The 17,940-nt window shown below is 53.2% G+C and carries 15 protein-coding genes, 1 tRNA gene and 2 other RNA genes; 1 reads left to right on the top strand and 17 read right to left on the bottom strand.

The window, feature by feature from the left end:
* Positions 1-11: 11 nt before the first annotated feature.
* The 3 genes from aceE to AACZ64_RS01905 form a co-directional block, all read right to left on the bottom strand.
* Positions 12-2,660 carry a pyruvate dehydrogenase (acetyl-transferring), homodimeric type gene (gene aceE / locus AACZ64_RS01915; protein ID WP_293613700.1) on the bottom strand — a complete coding sequence of 883 codons (2,649 nt, stop codon included), beginning with the start codon at positions 2,658-2,660 and terminating at the stop codon, positions 12-14.
* 228 nt (positions 2,661-2,888) lie between these two features.
* A complete protein-coding gene (locus AACZ64_RS01910; RefSeq protein WP_293613699.1) occupies positions 2,889-5,717 on the bottom strand; it encodes an insulinase family protein in 2,829 nt (942 codons plus the stop codon).
* 23 nt (positions 5,718-5,740) lie between these two features.
* A complete protein-coding gene (locus tag AACZ64_RS01905) occupies positions 5,741-6,811 on the bottom strand; it encodes an AI-2E family transporter (RefSeq protein ID WP_293613698.1) in 1,071 nt (356 codons plus the stop codon).
* A 202-nt stretch (positions 6,812-7,013) separates the two neighbouring features.
* Here AACZ64_RS01905 and AACZ64_RS01900 point away from each other — a divergent pair, with 202 nt between their 5' ends.
* Positions 7,014-8,480, top strand: a complete 1,467-nt coding sequence (locus AACZ64_RS01900) for a M48 family metalloprotease (protein WP_293613697.1) — start codon at positions 7,014-7,016, stop codon at positions 8,478-8,480.
* A gap of 45 nt (positions 8,481-8,525) precedes the next feature.
* Here the strand turns inward: AACZ64_RS01900 and nadA are convergent, their stop codons facing one another.
* From nadA to ruvB, 14 genes are all read right to left on the bottom strand, one after another.
* Complete coding sequence (nadA, locus tag AACZ64_RS01895) at positions 8,526-9,599, bottom strand: quinolinate synthase NadA (RefSeq protein WP_293613696.1); 1,074 nt, start codon at positions 9,597-9,599, stop codon at positions 8,526-8,528.
* Positions 9,600-10,056: 457 nt separating this feature from the next.
* Positions 10,057-10,185: non-coding RNA, RtT sRNA (locus AACZ64_RS01890), on the bottom strand.
* 31 nt (positions 10,186-10,216) lie between these two features.
* A non-coding RNA gene (locus AACZ64_RS01885) (RtT sRNA) lies at positions 10,217-10,345 on the bottom strand.
* Positions 10,346-10,376: 31 nt separating this feature from the next.
* Positions 10,377-10,452 (bottom strand) — tRNA-Lys (locus AACZ64_RS01880).
* A 47-nt stretch (positions 10,453-10,499) separates the two neighbouring features.
* The gene (queC, locus tag AACZ64_RS01875; protein WP_293613695.1) at positions 10,500-11,192 is read right to left on the bottom strand and encodes a 7-cyano-7-deazaguanine synthase QueC; all 693 of its coding nucleotides are present in this window, start codon (positions 11,190-11,192) and stop codon (positions 10,500-10,502) included.
* Positions 11,193-11,843, bottom strand: a complete 651-nt coding sequence (gene queE, locus AACZ64_RS01870; RefSeq protein ID WP_293613694.1) for a 7-carboxy-7-deazaguanine synthase QueE — start codon at positions 11,841-11,843, stop codon at positions 11,193-11,195.
* A 66-nt stretch (positions 11,844-11,909) separates the two neighbouring features.
* The gene (locus tag AACZ64_RS01865; RefSeq protein WP_293613693.1) at positions 11,910-12,689 is read right to left on the bottom strand and encodes a tetratricopeptide repeat protein; all 780 of its coding nucleotides are present in this window, start codon (positions 12,687-12,689) and stop codon (positions 11,910-11,912) included.
* A 110-nt stretch (positions 12,690-12,799) separates the two neighbouring features.
* Positions 12,800-13,309 (bottom strand): peptidoglycan-associated lipoprotein Pal, encoded by a 510-nt coding sequence (pal, locus tag AACZ64_RS01860; protein ID WP_293613692.1) that lies wholly within the window; start codon positions 13,307-13,309, stop codon positions 12,800-12,802.
* A gap of 31 nt (positions 13,310-13,340) precedes the next feature.
* On the bottom strand, positions 13,341-14,588 hold the full coding sequence (gene tolB / locus AACZ64_RS01855) for a Tol-Pal system beta propeller repeat protein TolB (protein WP_293613691.1): 1,248 nt from the start codon (positions 14,586-14,588) through the stop codon (positions 13,341-13,343).
* Between the two features lie 42 nt (positions 14,589-14,630).
* The gene (locus tag AACZ64_RS01850) at positions 14,631-15,350 is read right to left on the bottom strand and encodes an energy transducer TonB (protein ID WP_293613690.1); all 720 of its coding nucleotides are present in this window, start codon (positions 15,348-15,350) and stop codon (positions 14,631-14,633) included.
* Between the two features lie 5 nt (positions 15,351-15,355).
* The gene (gene tolR, locus AACZ64_RS01845) at positions 15,356-15,793 is read right to left on the bottom strand and encodes a protein TolR (RefSeq protein WP_293613689.1); all 438 of its coding nucleotides are present in this window, start codon (positions 15,791-15,793) and stop codon (positions 15,356-15,358) included.
* Complete coding sequence (gene tolQ / locus AACZ64_RS01840) at positions 15,793-16,467, bottom strand: protein TolQ (RefSeq protein WP_293613824.1); 675 nt, start codon at positions 16,465-16,467, stop codon at positions 15,793-15,795. The genes tolR and tolQ overlap by 1 nt, the downstream gene beginning before the upstream one ends.
* An 18-nt stretch (positions 16,468-16,485) precedes the next feature.
* Complete coding sequence (gene ybgC / locus AACZ64_RS01835) at positions 16,486-16,887, bottom strand: tol-pal system-associated acyl-CoA thioesterase (protein WP_293613688.1); 402 nt, start codon at positions 16,885-16,887, stop codon at positions 16,486-16,488.
* The gene (gene ruvB, locus AACZ64_RS01830) at positions 16,884-17,921 is read right to left on the bottom strand and encodes a Holliday junction branch migration DNA helicase RuvB (protein WP_293613687.1); all 1,038 of its coding nucleotides are present in this window, start codon (positions 17,919-17,921) and stop codon (positions 16,884-16,886) included. Before ruvB ends, ybgC begins: the two co-directional genes overlap by 4 nt.
* Positions 17,922-17,940 lie beyond the last annotated feature (19 nt).

The raw sequence follows: 17,940 nt of genomic DNA, 5'->3' as shown, positions 1-17,940 counted from the left end.
TATTCTCGTTTTCAACAGCACAGTGGATTGGCTTTATCCGGATCAAGGCCGAACTCTTTAATAGCCTTGGCAACCAGGGATTTCTCTATTTTTCCTTCATCGGCCAGCGCACCCAGCGCCGCCACCGCAATGAAATAACGGTCAATTTCGAAGAAATGGCGCAGCTTTTCACGGCTATCACTGCGACCGAAGCCATCTGTACCCAACACATGGTAATTGGCAGGAATAAAGGCGCGAAGCTGTTCGGTATAGGTTTTGACATAGTCCGTGGCCACCACCACAGGTCCTTTTCTGTCCTGCAATTGCGCAGTAAGGTAAGGTATCTTCGGCTCGCTCTCGGGATGCATGCGATTCCAGCGTTGAACCGCCTGCCCATCGCGCGCCAGCTGATTGACACTGGTCAGGCTCCAGATATCCGCTGCCACCTTGAATTTATCCCTGAGAATTTCCGCTGCCGCCCGGACTTCATTCAGGATTGCCCCGGCGCCCATCAGTTGAATCTTCAGCTTGGTATTCTTTCCCTCTTCCAACAGGTAGATTCCCTTGACGATACCCTCTTCAACCCCCTTTGGTACAGCGGGCTGCTCATAATTTTCGTTCATGGTGGTGATGTAATAGAAGCAGTTTTCCCGATCCTGATACATCGCCCGCAAACCGTCCTGAATAATGACCACCAGCTCGTAACCATACGCCGGATCATAGGTTCGGCAGTTCGGCACGGTATTGGCCAGCAGGTGGCTGTGTCCATCCTGATGCTGCAAGCCCTCGCCATTCAACGTTGTTCGCCCCGAGGTCGCACCGATCAGAAACCCCCGCGCCTGTATATCGCCCGCAGCCCAGGCAAAGTCGCCGATGCGCTGAAAGCCAAACATGGAGTAAAACACGTAGAAAGGAATCATGGGGCAATCGTAATTGCTGTAGGCCGTCGCCAACGCAATCCACGCGGAAAATGCACCGGCTTCGGTTATCCCCTCTTCAAGAATCTGGCCGCGCTTGTCCTCCTTGTAGTACATGATCTGGTCGCGGTCCTGAGGCACATATTTCTGGCCCGCTGAGGAGTAAATGCCCAATTGCCTGAACATGCCCTCCATACCGAAGGTTCGCGCCTCATCGGGCACAATGGGTACCACCCGCTCGCCAATCTTTTTGTCCTTGACCAACATCCCAAGCTGTCGCACAAAGGTCATGGTGGTGGATACCTTGCGATCCCCGCTGCCCTCAAGCAACTTGTCAAAGTCTTCCAGAGCGGGTATCTCAAGTGATGTGAACTCTGCCCGCCGCGAGGGAACCGGCCCCCCCAGCGACTCGCGCCGCTTCTTCATATACATCATTTCAGGACTGTCTTCAGGTGGCCGGTAGTAGGGCACCTTTTCCAGATCATCATCCCCTATCGGGATTCCGAAACGATCGCGGAAGTGTTTAAGTCCTTCCAGATCAAGCTTCTTGATGGAGTGGGTATCATTGGACGCTTCACCCACGCCCATCCCGTAACCTTTCACCGTTTTTGCCAGAATCACGGTGGGCTGGCCTTTGTGGGCCAGCGCCTCAGCATAGGCGGCATAAACCTTGTAGGGATCGTGTCCGCCTCGGTTCAGATACATGATGTCCCGGTCGCTGAGATCTTCAACCAATGACTCCAGCTCCGGATACGCTCCAAAAAAATGTTCCCGGGTATAGGCACCACCATTGTGCTTGTAGTTCTGGTAATCACCATCACAGGTTTCATCCATACGCTTTTGCAACAGCCCTGTTTGATCCTTCTCAAACAATGGATCCCAAAGACGACCCCAGACGACCTTGATGACGTTCCAGCCCGCTCCGCGGAAGACACCTTCGAGCTCCTGAATAATCTTGCCATTACCGCGTACCGGCCCATCCAGACGCTGTAAATTACAGTTCACCACAAAAATCAGATTTTCCAGCTGCTCTCTGCCGGCTAGGGAAATAGCACCCAGGGTTTCCGGTTCATCGCACTCGCCATCACCGAGGAATGCCCACACCTTCCGGTCGCCACGCGGAGACATGCCACGCGCCGACATATAACGCATCACATGCGCCTGATAGATCGCCTGCAGAGGACCGAGTCCCATGGAAACAGTGGGAAATTGCCAATAGTCGGGCATCAGCCAGGGGTGGGGGTAGGAGGAGAGACCCTTGCCATCCACTTCCCGCCGAAAATTATCCAGAATGTCTTCATCGAAACGCCCCTCGAGATAGGAGCGGGCATAAATTCCAGGCGCACTGTGGCCCTGGAAGTAGATCAGGTCGCCCTGCTCTTCGCCCTCGTTGCCCCGAAAAAAATAATTAAAGCCAATATCGTAAAGCGTGGCCGAGGAGGCGAAAGAGGCAATATGACCGCCAATACCCTCATCGGGATTTTTGTTGGCCCTCATCACCATCGCCAGCGCATTCCAGCGGATGATCGAGCGAATCCGGCGCTCCATGAACAGGTCACCTGGCATGCGTTTTTCACGAATGACCGGGATCGTATTCCTGTAGGGGGTAACAATGGCAGGCGGCATGCCGACCCCAGTGGCAGTGGCTCGATCCAGCAGCTTCTGAAGCAGATAGGCGGCCCTCTCCGGGCCCTGAAACTTCAATACGGAATCCAGCGATTCGAGCCACTCCCGGGTTTCGACGGGATCCATATCGTCTTGCATGATTGATACCTTTCTTTTTATGGTAACTGGCAACTTGATCAGTCGGGTAACCAAAAACACCGTTAACCCGACGATTCAAGCCATTTTGTGTAGTTTATCTACCAAAAAATACTTATTCAACCGCAAAAACAAAAGGTGCTTATAAATATATTTTTCTAAAAATATTATAACTACATGAAATATATTAATATTATTAATAGTTTTCCCGAAAAACAATAAATAGTTTTATTACATTTTTTCGGGTAGCCGATAGACGTCCCGCTCTTTAGCCAGCCCAGACCCCGACATAAAATCCCCTGCCGAAGTATCAACCTGCATTGAAAAACCGGCCGCGACAACGACGTCCCTATAGACCTCCAGCATTTGCGCCTGTGTCAGACTCTGGACTTCTGCAATCAATTGCTGACGCATATCAAACTGGTAATCCCTCAAGTCAATGCTAGCCCAGAATCGGCCACTCTGCTCCGCGAGGCTTTTCGGTTTCTCTGTCAGACCTGTGAGGATAGAGGCGCGATGGCGCTCAAATTCCTCAGCCGGCATTACCGCCAACTGCTCTGCGTATGAATCGAGAAACTGATCAATAGCCTGCTCAAGCCGTGCCAGAGGTGCCGATGGAGACTGTACCAACAGCCCAAACCCCGGCACCCTATCCAGGCCCTGATCCACAGCCGCAACGACATAACCCAACTGCTGCTCGGTACGCAGTTCGTGAAAGAACGGGGATTTGATCAGCTGCCGCAGAAACATGAAGCGGGCGGCTTCCGCCACCGAGTCATCGCGACCCTGATAGTAAAGGAGAATCCCCGCATCCTTGTGCGGAATGGACATGGGCGCTTTAATTTTTTCCCCAGGCGCCACCCTGGCAATCCCCCTGGCCAACCAGTCAGCCGGCTTGCTGGATGCCAACTGTTCCGACAGTGACTGCGCCAGCACTTTTACCTCTTCTGCCTGCAGGTTGCCACTGGCCAGCAATTCCAGCGAAGCACCGTTAAAAATCGTTTTCACATACTGCCTGAACGTGCTGAAATCAAGTTTCTCCAATTCATCGGCCAGTCGCGCTGGCTGCCATGCAGTGGTATTGAGCAACAGCCCGACTTCGCGCATCAGCTGAATATAGGGCGTATCCTGAGTACTGTTGCGCCATTTCCGAATCAGTTCCTGACGCAGTAACTCAAGTCTCTCATCCGTCAGCTCAGTGGATAGCAGCGCGTCCACCACATCAGCTGATAACACCGACAGCTTGTCGTCAAAACCACTGATCATGAAGCCCAACCCATCTGGACGGCGATTGATGCCATAGCGCAAACCAGCCAGAGCTGCCTCATAGCTGGTTTCATTCAATGAATATTCAACTGCCCGCAAATACAGATCCATCATTGCCGCATTCCGCACCCCTTCTACTGCCGGCGTCTTGACTGCCACATAAAGCTGCGCCTTGGGCACCCGATAATAATGATCGGCGTAGTGCCACAACCGGTAATCGGGCTGCTTGACCAACAGCTCAGCCAATCCTGGTTCAGCGGCCTTGTTCGGATGTTTCAGAGAAAAACGCTCGGGAATAAAGGGGTTTTTTCCAGGCAACGCCAGATCAGTGGCCGCCGCCACTGTTTGTATTTCCGGTAGTGGCTCAACTTTATAGGGTACCTGATAGAGAGCCGTCACTTCATCGGTCTCAACTTCCGGTGCAGCCAATAACACCATGGCATTATCGGCTGTCATACGGGAAGCCATGTCGGCGATCAGCCCGGCATCATAAAGATCCATGCGGTAGGGCCCACGGAGCACTTCAGTGTAGGGGTATTGATGAAGGCGATTGGCCAGACGACTCACCCTGTGCACCGGGTCATCCTGCTCCATGTAACGAAACTGCATGTTTGCCAGCGCGCCCTGTTCGTCAAAACGCCACTGGGCAATCCCCTCATCAGCAACCAGATCGATCTGACGGAATACCAGTGACAGCACCTGTTGCCAGTTTGCGTAACCATCCGGTGTCAAGCCAACCGTCACACTGAAACTGCTGCCGCTGGTATCGGAAATACCCTGGCCGGCCCGCAGGTTCTCGGCCCAGCCCCTGTTTTTCAACAGCCAAAGCAGACTGCCCTTACCCTCGTGACCGATCAGATTGCCAAGATAGCCGAGCGGTTGTTCACGTTGATATTGATCCACTGCCGGCAGGGGAAAGGTGATGGACAACTCCCGCATCTCACGAACGGGTTGAACAGAGACCAGCTTCGGCGGCTCACCCGGTTCCAACAGTGGTTTGCCATGCTTTGGTTGCTGGCTGGCATGGTTGGGCACATTGACAAAGCGGTCTCTGACCATGGCTTCCAGCTGATCCAGAGGCTGTGGCGCCAAAACCACGAGGGCCATCCGGTTGGCTGAATAGTGCGCCTCGTAAAAAGAGAGCAGGTCCTCGCGAAGCTGGCCCTTTTCATCCGCCAGCGTATCCAGATTACCGACGCTGAATTTGGCTGCCGGGTGTGCCGGATTGACGACCTGGCTGTAGACATCCATCTGGCGGCGGTAATCATCTTTGATGCGGGCCTTGTACTCTGAATGCACTGCATTCTTTTCACGCTCTACATAATCTGCATTAAACAGTGGCGCGACAAAAAAACGTGAAAACCGGTCCAGAGCCGGCTCAAAATGTGCCGGGTCAATATCAAAGAAATAGTTGGTGTGCTCGAAGGACGTATAGGCATTGTGCTGCCCGCCGTGCTGGCCGATGAATGCCTGATACTCGTCTGGCTCGGGGTATTTATCCGTACCCAGAAACAGCATATGCTCGAGAAAATGCGCCAGCCCCTGACGTCGAACAGGATCATGCGAACTGCCCACAAAGACATCCAGTGCCGCTGCAGCCTTGTCCGCATCGGGATCAGAGACAAGCAGGACCTGAAGCGCATTGGGCAATGTCAGATGGCGATAGACAGACTGATCATTTTCACTGCGGGCAATATCACTATCACTGGAGGACTGAGGCGAAAAAGAGGTCGCCTCACTGTAAGCTCCGGCAACACAAAACAGACAGACAAATACAACAACAAGTCTTTTCATGGAATTCCATCTTATGGGTAAAGTTACTCCGACAACGGGTTCGGCAAATCAGTTCGCGGCCAGGCGTTATAAAGTGCCTTGACCAGCGTGGCGAGGGGAATGGCAAAAAACACCCCCCAGAAGCCCCACAGGCCGCCAAACACCAGGACCGCGAGGATAATCGCAATGGGATGAAGGTTAACGGCTTCCGAAAACAGTAGTGGCACCAACACATTACCATCCAGCGCCTGAATAATCCCGTAACCCACCATCAGCCAGAGCAGTTCCGAACCAAACCCCCACTGAAAGTAACCCACGGCGGCGATTGGAAAAGTGACGATCATCGCACCGATATAGGGTATCACTACTGACAACCCCACCAGGAGTCCCAGCAGAGCAGCATATTGCAATCCCATGAAAAGAAAAAAGACGTAGCTGACCAGCCCGACCACCAGTATTTCAATGGCCTTGCCGCGCACATAATTGGCCATTTGCAGGTTCATTTCATGCCAGATCCGCCACATGACAGGCCGCTCCTGAGGCAGCATAGAGGCGAGCAGGTCCAACAGCTCATCTTTGTCTTTCAGCATGAAAAATACCAGCAGTGGAACCAGTACCAGATAGACCATCATGATGACCAGGCTGGGAAAGGTGCTGAAAGAAAAACTCACCAGCCGCTCTGCCATACTCGCCACTTCCTTTGATGCCTGACCCAGCAACTCTTTTAGCTGGGACTCTGAAATGAGGTGAGGATACTCTTCGGGAAGCAACAGCAGAACACTTTGCCAGTGCCGTATCATGTCCGGAATTTCACTGGCAAGATTGGCGGCCTGGCGTCCGATCAGTGGCAGGACGACGATAAGAATCGTGAGGAATACACCGACAAACAACAGGAATACCAGCACCACCGCAACCAGACGGGGTACTCTCCATCTAACCAGGCGATTGACACCACCCTGGAGCAGGAAAGCAAAAATAATGGCTGCAACAAAAGGGGCCAGAATCTGGCCAAAGGTGACCATAACGATCAACGCGATCACCAGCATCAAAGCCAGCAATACCGCTTCTTCTTCACCAAAGTAGCGGTCGACCCAAGTGCCAAGCACTTTCCACATAGCATTTTTCCTGTCGGGGCAATTAAAAAATTACAAAATTCAGATTACGAAATCATTACCAGAGCATCAAGGACTGGTGAAACATCTGCGATGTGGTTGGTTTTTTCAGATGAAAACGCACGAATCCGCATGAATTAGGTCATAGAGTTACGTTACTATCCAGAGAAATTGTCACTCTCACACGCATCACTTTCACGTATTAATGGATATTCAAGCAGTGCACATACGCTCCATCATGTTTTTTCTGAACCGGCTAATACTGACCGCGCTGCTGACCGCACCAGCACACAGCGCAAATATTGAACTGCCAGCCCTGGGCGACACTGCCTCGGCCATTATCTCACAGCAACAGGAATTTGAACTCGGGCAGGCCTGGCTGCGAGCCTACCGCAGCAGGATCTCCGAATACAACGATCCCCAGCTCTATGATTACCTGGAGGAGCTACTCTACCAACTCGCCGCCCACAGCGAATTAAAAGATCACCGCCTGTCACTGGTGACGATCAATAATCCATCGATGAACGCCTTCGCAGTTCCTGGTGGTGTTATTGGCGTGCACACGGGATTATTCCGCTACGCCAAGACTGAACACCAGATTGCCTCCGTACTGGCACATGAGCTGGCTCACCTCAGCCAACGGCATTTTGCCCGACGGGTCGAACAACAGCGTAAGAACGCAACCACCACGATGGCTGCTATGCTGGCCAGTCTTGTGATAGCCGCCACCGTGGGCGGCGATGCCGGGATGGCCGCTATGACCGCCAGCCAGGCGCACAGCATGGAAAGTGCCATGCGATACAGCCGTCAAAATGAACAAGAAGCCGATCGACTCGGCATCCAGACAATTTACGCCGCCGGCATGGATCCGAAAGGGGTCCCCGCCATGTTCGAGCAAATGCTGCGGGCAACCCGCTACACCGGCAGCAAACCGCCAGAATTTCTGCTCACTCACCCACTAACGGAAAACCGCGTTGCAGACGCCAAAAACCGCGTCAGTCAATTTCCGTTAAAACATTATCCCGATAATATTGAATATCACCTGATGCGTGCCCGAGCGCTGATTGCCATCGAAAAAAATGCGGCGGCATCGCTCAACCGCTTCAACAGCGAACTGGAAGGCGATAGCCTCAACAAGGATGCCTCTCGTTACGGCCTGGTTTTGGCTCACATGGGGCTGGCTAACTTTAATGACGCCAGGGAAAACCTGAATCAATTAATCGCCTCTTCGCCCGACAGACTCACTTACCTGCTGGCTGATATCGAAATTGACCGCCGGGAAGGGAAATATATTTCGGCCATCGAGAAAGCGCAAAATCTTTTGCGCCACAACTCGAAAAGCTATGCGCTCAGGATGATGCTGGCCGAAGTTTACCTGAAGGCCAACCAGTTCACCGAATCTGAAAAAGTACTTGAAGAGCTGGCCCAACGCTACCCCGATCGACCCTATGTCTGGTTTCAGTTGGCGGAAGTCAGTGGCCTGGCGGGCGATATCGCTGGAGTACACAAGGCTCGCGCACAATATTTTATTCTCAACGGAGTATTTGACAAGGCCAGGGAACAACTGGGTTATGCCAGAAAACTGCTGGTCCACGATTATCAGGAGACAGCCATTATTGACCAGCAGCTGAGAGATCTGGCCGATTTGCAGGAAAAGATGGAAAACTTCTAGGCTTGGCAGCCGCAAATCAGGCAGTCTGCCCGGCGCTGCAGGGGGTTACGACTCGGCCAACTGCTGCTCGCGAAAGGCCAGCATCCGCCGCAGCGACACCATTGCGCGCCGGCCAACCGCTGAATCCACATGAATCTCGTTGGTGCCGCGCTCAAGGGACTCCATCAGATTCTCCAGATGATTCATTGCCATCCAGGGACAATGGGCACAACTACGGCAGGTGGCTCCCTCACCGGCAGTGGGCGCAATAATCAATTCTTTATCCGGCGCCGCCTGCTGCATCTTGTAAAAAATACCGCTATCCGTGGCAACAATCATCTGCTGGTTGGGCAGGATCCTGGCAGCCTCAATCAGCTGTGAAGTGGATCCCACCACATCGGCAATGGCCACCATGGCCTCCGGGGATTCAGGGTGAACCAGAATAGCCGCATCGGGGTAGAGCTGTTTGATACTGAGCACCCCCCGGGCCTTGAACTCCTCATGGACAATACAACTGCCATTCCACAACAGCATGTCCGCACCGGTTTTTTTCTGCACGTAGCTGCCCAGATACTTGTCGGGTGCCCAGAGAACCTTCTCACCACAGCTGTCCAGGTAATCCACCACATCCAGGGCAATGCTGGACGTCACCACCCAGTCCGCACGCGCCTTTACCTCCGCCGAGGTGTTTGCGTAGACCACCACGGTGCGGTCTGGGTTTTTGTCGCAGAAAACACGGAAATCATCCGCAGGACAGCCGATATCCAGAGAACAGGTGGCCTCCAGTGTAGGCATCAATACCGTTTTTTCCGGATTCAGAATTTTCGCAGTTTCACCCATAAACCTGACACCGGCCACGATCAGAGTGGAAGCCGGGTGATCATGGCCAAAGCGGGCCATTTCCAGAGAGTCCGAGACCAGCCCACCCGTCTCTTCGGCTAAAGACTGAATGACCGGATCTGTGTAGTAGTGTGCCACGATAACTGCATTGCGCTCTTTCAACAGCCGCTTGATCGAAGTCCGATATGCGGCCTCTTGCTCGGGCGTGTAGCGAGGCTCTTCATGCAGTTTACCCAAGTACTGTTCGACCACCTCACGGTGATCAGAATCGCTGGCAATATGGAGTTTTGGATCTTTCATAAAAAACCGAAATTAAGTACTACGCAAGAATTTTACCATAGATACTGGATCCCTCTGTTGCCAATTTGACTGAGTGTGTCTGATCACTTTGACCCTGACAAACAACCGCCGTTCACGACCCGAATCCGCAGGCCCGCTTAAAATAATGCAACATCACCACTCCGCCACCCGAGATTGGCTATGGCCGGTATTGCGCGCGGTTCAAGCACGGCTATTCGCTACCCTACGCACAGACAAAAAAAGCCGGGACAAGCCCGGCATTTCTGAATTTAGTGGGTCATGCTGGATTGACTCAAAACAGTTTGTCACTGTTTTCACCCCTAGGGGTTTCGCGGCCTGTGGCCGCTCGGCTCAAACTCCTGACGGAGTTTGTCGAACCACGCTTTAACGAACGAGTGCACAACAAATCGCCTACAAATAAAAAGGCCACCCCAGTAGGGTGGCCTTTTTATTTATTTGGTGGGTCGTGCTGGATTACTCGCGCCTTGCGCTCGCCCTACGGGACGCCACCGACGGTGGCGCTGTCTCACGGCTTACGCCGCTCGGCTCGAACCTCTGTTCTCATCCAGCAACAGGCAAACACAAAAAAGCCGGGACAAGCCCGGCATTTCTGAATTTGGTGGGTCGTGCTGGATTACTCGCGCCTTGCGCTCGCCCTACGGGACGCCACCGACGGTGGCGCTGTCTCACGGCTTACGCCGCTCGGCTCGAACCTCTGTTCTCATCCAGCAACAGGCAAACACAAAAAAGCCGGGACAAGCCCGGCATTTCTGAATTTGGTGGGTCGTGCTGGATTCGAACCAGCGACCAATTGGTTAAAAGCCAACTGCTCTACCAACTGAGCTAACGACCCTCAGAAGAGGCGCATATCTTACTTATGGGGAGTCAAAAATCAAGTGTTTATTCTGTACCGATATAACGGGTAGGATCTGGCAACCCGGCGTCCTGAAATCCCGATATTCTCAACCGGCAACTATCGCATCGGCCACAGGCAAAACCTCGCTCGTTCGCCTGATAGCAGGAGACCGTTTCTGCATAATCAACACCCGCCAACGTGCCCTGAAGGATAATTTCTGCTTTGGTGAGATTAATCAGCGGTTTGTTGATTCGCAGGTAATGCCCTTCAATCCCTGATTTGGTGGCGAGATTAGCCATTTTTTCAAAGGCTTCGATGTAGTCGGGACGACAGTCTGGATAACCGGAATAATCCACCGCGTTGACCCCGATAAAAATATCCTGCGCCCCAAGCACCTCTGCCCAACCCAATGCAATGGAGAGAAATACCGTATTGCGGGCTGGCACATAAGTCACGGGAATGCCGCTGGTCTGCTCCTCGGGCACATCAATTCGGTCATCAGTCAGGGCAGAGCCACCAATGGCCCTCAGATCCAGTTTAATAACCTTGTGTTCCTCGGCACCCAGCTGTTCAGAACAGCGCCGGGCGGCGGCCAGTTCTGCCTGAGCCCGTTGTCCATAATCAAAGCTCAGGGTATAGCAGCTGTACCCCTGACTTTTTGCCAGCGCCAGTACCGTCGTTGAGTCCAGTCCGCCGGATACCAGCACGACGGCTCTGTTATTTTCGTTCACAGTCATTCAGTGTCCCGGGGCATCTTTCCACAACAACTTATGCAATTGAAGCTGAAACCTGACCGGCAACCTGTCGTTCAGCACCCACTCTGCCAGCTCAGTGGCATCTTGCTGGCCGAAACTCGGAGAAAACAGGATGTCAGTGACACAGCCCGGCAGACTTAACTCGTCGAGCTTCATCCGGGCCCATTCGTAGTCCCGCCTGTCACAGATTACAAACTTAATCTGGTCGGAGGGTTTCAGGTAAGCAATATTTTCATACAGGTTGCGATTCACCTCACCAGAGGCAGGGGTTTTCAGGTCCACCACCTTGGTCACTCGAGGGTCCACTTCAGCGATAGATAAAGCACCCGCTGTTTCCAGACTCACCTGGTAACCCTTATCACAAAGCGCTGTCAACAGAGACAGGCAGGACTTCTGGGCCAACGGTTCGCCCCCGGTGACACACACCCGCGAAGCTTTAAAAGTACTCACCTCTTCCAGAATTTGCTCGATTGAGCGACGCTCGCCACCGTAGAAAGCATATTCCGTGTCACAGTAATGACAACGCAACGGACAACCGGTCAGTCGCACAAAAACCGTCGGCAGGCCAACCGTGGACGACTCGCCCTGGAGAGAATAGAAAATTTCAGTAATGCGAACAGACGTTGGGTTCATGGGAGGTACTGCATGTCATCAATGCCGCAGTTTAACCGACATTTGTAAAATCAGGAGGCCATCCGATTAAAAGTGTTGATCCAGGTAGCGTTTTGCCAGGGTTGCGGCGTTATCATTGCCCGCAGCGGAGGCTTCCAGCAGGGATTTGGCCTTCGCTTTATCACCTATAAGGAAATACACCTGGCCGAGTTTGAAGGCGGCGTCAGAGGCCTTACGGTTTGCTGGATACTGCTCTACCACGGCAGAGAAAGCCTGACGGGCAGCATCGAGATCGTTTTGTAGCAGATAAATTTCACCCAGCCAGTAATGCGCGTTGGCCACCAGCTTGCCATCTGGATAATCGGTGAGATGTTTTTTAAAAAGGGCAATGGCATCTTCAGTCTTGCCCGCTTTTAACTGGTCATAGGCATTGCTGTAGTGCTTTGCTTCATCCGTGCCGGAATTGACACTTTCGGCAACGGGACTGTTAGCAGAGGGGCTCTCAGCTGAAGGGCCATCAGCCCGATTTGGGGTGGGGGTCACCGACGAGTCACCGGCTGCAATAGCACTGAGCCGCCGATCAAGGTCCATATAGTCATCCAGCTGACGGGACTTTAACTGACGGATTTCGTGGCTCAATTCTTCCACCATACCCCGAAGAGTACGAACTTCTTCCTGCAACATTTGCATCTGATATTGAGCTCCCCCATTAAAGGTGGGTGTCTGAGCAGGTTCAGTAGGTGGAACAGGGGCAACTCTGGGAGAGGTAGCTTGGGGCTGGCCACCCAGTTCAGAGACGGGTGCAGCGGCAAAACCAACAATGGGCAGGAAAGAGAAAAGAATAATACCTACTGCAGTCACACGCATGGGGATATCCTCTACCGATGGCACGGGAAAACGCTACCCAAGAAAGACAATACGTCCGGTGGTTGGACACCGGACGTTTGCAAAAAACAGCAACAGCGCCTGAAGCGCGATTACTTCATTTCTACGCGACGATTCAACGCCCAGGCAGTTTCATTGCTATCCAGGGAAGCGGGGCTTTCCTCACCATAGCTGATCACTTCCAGCAGATTGCCATTCACACCCTCTGAAATAAGGAAATCGCGAACGGCATTGGCGCGACGCTCACCCAGCGCCATGTTGTATTCGCGGGTTCCACGCTCGTCAGCATGGCCTTCCAGACGAACATTGACCGGATTGCCACGCAACCATTCTGCATGGAGGCGCAACGCAGCGGTAGATTCGGCATTGAGGACCGCGCGATCAAACTCGAAGTAGAATACCCGTGGCACAGCAGTATCGGTACCCAATGTCGTAGCAGTAACGCCGTCAGTTGATACCGAACCTGTAGACACCTGACTGCTTGGTACTGACGTGCCGGCACTCGCTGTATCTGTTGTATCTGTACCGGTCGAGGAACAGCCCGATAACAGCGCCATCACAACGGTAATTAAAGCGCCATACTTGAGCAGTTGATTTTTCATTTTATTCTCCTGTAACTAAAATGTAGCTTGTTTATTTTGGTGACCAGGCAGGCTCTCGGACATCGCCGACAGTTGCTGGCAGTAAAAATTTCACACCCGCGTCCAGCGAAACAGCTGCCAGTACTCCCTTGCTGCCTTGTTTGGTTGCGTAAATCAACATAGCACCATTCGGGGCAACTGTAGGGGATTCATCCAGATACGTTTGTGTTAAAACTCTCAGGTCGCCCGTAACCAGGTCCTGTGAAGCGATATGAAAATCGCCTTTATCGCGGTGCACCATAACTAAAGTGCGCCCATCAGGAGCAAGTCTTGGTCTGGCATTGTACGACCCTGCGAAGGTTAAGCGTTCTACCTGCCCGCTGGCAATGGTTAACTTATAAATTTGTGGCGCTCCGCCCCTATCTGAGGTAAAAATTAGCGATTTTCCGTCCGGAGTCCAGTTTGGTTCAGTATCAATCGCAAAGTGCGTGGTCACGCGCGTAAATTTTCGCGTCATCAAATCAAGCGTATAAAGTTCGGGATTTCCGTCTTTTGATAAGACCAGAGCCAGTTTTCGACCATCGGGTGACCAGGAGGGTGCGCCGTTGAGCCCCCGGAAGTTGGTCAACTGCTCACGGGCAGCCGTGGCAAGATTTTGACGGAATATGGCCGGCCGACCTGTTTCAAAAGAGACATACACCAACTCCTTGGCATCCGGGGACCATGCCGGCGACATAATCGGCTCGTCTGATGCCAACAGCAAACGTTCTCTGGCACCATCCGCATCAGAGACCATCAGGCGAAATGACATTTTTCCGTTCTTGGGAATAGCACTCACGTAGGCAATGCGGGTAGAGAAAGCACCGGGGATGCCGGTGATAGTTTCATACACCTGATCGCTGATGTGGTGGGCGATATCTCGCAACTGTGCAGCTTTTCCATCCACCGCCTTGGTAAACAGCTTGCGTCCTCCAGCCACCTCCATCAGGCTGAACGTCACCTTGTAACTGCCCCCCTGATCGGTCACATCGCCAACCACCAGATATTCTGCACCGAGAACCCGCCAGTCACGCAAGTAGACGTCATTCTCACGAGCGGGAAATGACAACATGTTTTGCCGGGGTATCGAATTGAACAGGCCACTGCGATCCAGGTCCGCTGAAACGATGTTACTGATATCTTCAGGCAGCGCCCGACCGCCGAGCGTCATCGGTGAAATGGCGATACGGGTCGGATTGTCAACGCCCTGGGTAATTTCGATGGTGAATTCAGCAAATGCTGACGGTAGCCAGCACGTCATAAACACGCACAAACTTAGTAGAAACCCGGTTTTCCTCACTGTTTATAACCTCAAATCATCTGGTCTGAAAATTAATGGCAATTTACGAAAATACGTCTCGAACACCTTCGTTGGTAGTTCCTGCAATTTTTCGAACCTGTCCACTTTAAGCACCGCCTGTACGGCAGAACGATCAAACGCCTCATTACCGCTGGATCTGACAATATCAACACGAACTACCTGCCCATTGGGCAACAGTTGCACCAGCAACTCAACCTCCATATCGCGACGGGAATTGAGTGGACGATTCCAGTTGGCGGCCAGACGCTCAAAAATGTAATCCGCGTAACTGCTGGCCAACTCCTCATCGTTCGCGGCCGCCAAAAATGCCTCTTCCTCGGCCAGGGCACTGGCCAGTGCCTGTTCAAGTTGCTGCTTATCTATTTGCGGCTTGGGCTCTGGTTTCGGTTCCGGTTTTGGCGCGGGTTTGGGTTCCGGTTTTGGCGTCGGCTTCGGCGCTGGTTTGGGCTTGGGCTTAGGAGCCGGTTTCGGGGTCGGTTTGGGAGCCGGCTTGGGAGCCGCTTTAGGCACCGGGGGCTTGGGTTTTGGTTTGGCTTTTTCTTCCAGCTTGAGCAACGTTGCCTGAACATATTTCGGCTGAGTAATTTTTCGTTGTTTCCTCTCTGGCTCCCAATGCACTACCATCAGCGCCACGATGAAAGCATGCAACAGCAGGCTCACCAAAACGGCAACGGTAAACGAAGAGACTTTGCCGGAGAACACGGTAGCTAGTTTTTCCCCGGTGGCGGCTCGGTAACCAGCCCGACAGAGGGCGCACCGGCATTCTGCAGTTCACTCATCAACCCGACCACCGTGCCATAATCCACTTTTGCATCACCCCAGACCAGCACGGGCGTCTTCGGCTGCACACCCATCACCTTCTGCACTTTTTCAATAATAGAGGTGAGCGGCTCTTCAATATTCTTGCCGTTGCCGAGGTCCAGATAGTAAGTCCCATCGGCCTTCACAGAGACAATGAGGGGTTCCAGATCCTTGTCGTCAAGCGGTGCGGACGGGGCCTGTGGCAGCTCCACCTTGACCCCCTGCATCAACATGGGGGCTGTCACCATAAAGACAATCAGCAATACCAGCATCACATCAATGTAGGGCACCACATTGATCTCAGCCACCAGCCGTCTTTTATGCTTGGGAGTCCTGATAGTCATTAACCGTGTACCCGGCGGTGCAGAATACTGGAGAACTCCTCGGCAAAGGTTTGATAGCCGCTGTAGATACTATCCGCCGACGCTGAATAGCGATTGTAGGCCAGCACCGCCGGAATCGCGGCAAACAAGCCCATGGCGGTGGCGATCAAGGCCTCAGAGATACCCGGCGCAACCGTAGCCAGGGTGGCCTGCTGCACTGTTGCCAGCCCGCGAAAGGAGTTCATGATCCCCCATACCGTGCCAAACAAACCGATGTAGGGACTCACCGACGCAACGCTGGCCAGGAAGGGTAAATTCCGATTGAGTCGCTCCTCCTCCCGGGACAGGGCAATTCGCATGGACCGTTCGGTGCCTTCAATGACCGTATCCGCATCTACATTAGCCTGCTGGGCCAGTCGATTGAACTCGCGGAAGCCGGCACGGAATACACTCGCCAGACCTTCAGCGGCACCTCTGCCACCAATATCCGTATAGAGCTGATTAAGGTCTACCCCGGACCAGAAATTATCCTCGAATTTGCGCAGATTAATCCCCGCATTTCTCAGGTATAGCCCCCGTTGGATGATCATTACCCAGGAGATGATCGAAGCAAAAAATAACAGCGCCATGACAAATTGCACCAGCAGGGAAGCATCGGCAATCAGACTCCAGAGTGATAATTGTTCGGTCACCAGGTAACTCCTGTTTTCTTGTTAAATAGCGGCTTGCAACGTTTGCAACATCTCGGCCGGGATGGCCGTGGGTCGCTTCGTTTGATGATTGATACAGGCCGCTTTTACGACCCCCTCGACCAGAACCTGCTCATCTCTCAGCACTTTTTGGGCGATGGTAAATGAAGTTCTGCTCACGGCGACCAGTTTGGCCGTGGCAACAATCTGGTCATCCAATACTGCCGGTTGCCGGTACTTCAATTCCACCGAACAGACCACAAACTGCATACCCTCGAACAGCGCCGGCTTGTCATAACCCAACGACCGCATCAGTTCAGTGCGGGCGCGCTCAAGGTACTTCAGATAATTGGCGTAGTAGACAATCCCGCCCGCGTCGGTGTCTTCCACATACACGCGGATCGGTAGACAATATTCGCTGGTCATTTCTCCATGAAATCCAGTTGTTGGTCAATTTTTTGTGGACTTTTCAAACCGAAGTGCTGGTAGGCAAGGCTTGTAACCATTCGACCCCGAGTGGTTCTCATCAAGTATCCCTGCTGGATCAGAAACGGTTCCAGTACATCCTCGATCGTTCCCCGCTCTTCGCTGATCGCGGCGGCCAGACTGTCCACCCCCACAGGTCCCCCATCAAACTTCTGCATGATGGTTAACATCAGCCGTCGATCCATATGATCAAAACCATTGGCATCCACATTGAGCATATTCAACGCCTGATCGGCTACCTCCGCACTGATCTTGCCATCTGCTTTGATCTCGGCGTAGTCCCTGACCCGACGCAACAGGCGATTGGCTATTCTGGGTGTACCCCTCGCTCGGCGGGCAACCTCCATAGCGCCCTGTTGTCCCATGGCCACGCCGAGAATATCCGCAGAGCGCGCGACAATCGTGCTCAACTCATCCACTGAGTAAAACTCGAGGCGCTGTACGATACCAAAACGATCGCGCAACGGCGACGTGAGTAACCCCGCCCGGGTCGTTGCACCAACGAGGGTAAAGGGAGGCAAGTCCAGCTTGATGGAACGTGCCGCAGGTCCTTCACCGATCATGATATCCAGCTGGTAGTCTTCCATGGCCGGGTAGATAACCTCTTCCACCACGGGACTCAGACGATGAATCTCGTCAATGAACAACACATCCCCCGGCTCCAGGTTGGTCATCAGGGCCGCCAGATCACCGGCTTTCTCCAGCACTGGACCGGAGGTGGTTTTCAGATCTACACCCATTTCGTTGGCAATGATATGGGCCAGCGTGGTCTTGCCCAGACCCGGGGGGCCAAAGACCAGTGTGTGGTCCAGTGGCTCACCACGCTTGCGCGCGGCACCGATAAATATTTCCATCTGCTCACGCACCGCCTGCTGCCCGACGTAGTCGGCCAGACTCAGGGGACGAATCGCACGATCAAAGCGCTCCTCCTGGACGGAAGCTTCTGGGAATATAAGGCGATCGTTCTCAATCATGGGGGCAGTATATCTTGCA

Source organism: uncultured Porticoccus sp. (assembly GCF_963975625.1).
Lineage (GTDB): Bacteria > Pseudomonadota > Gammaproteobacteria > Pseudomonadales > Porticoccaceae > Porticoccus.
Note: the sequence above shows the minus strand (reverse complement) of the source record. Positions and strands in the feature narration are given on the sequence as shown.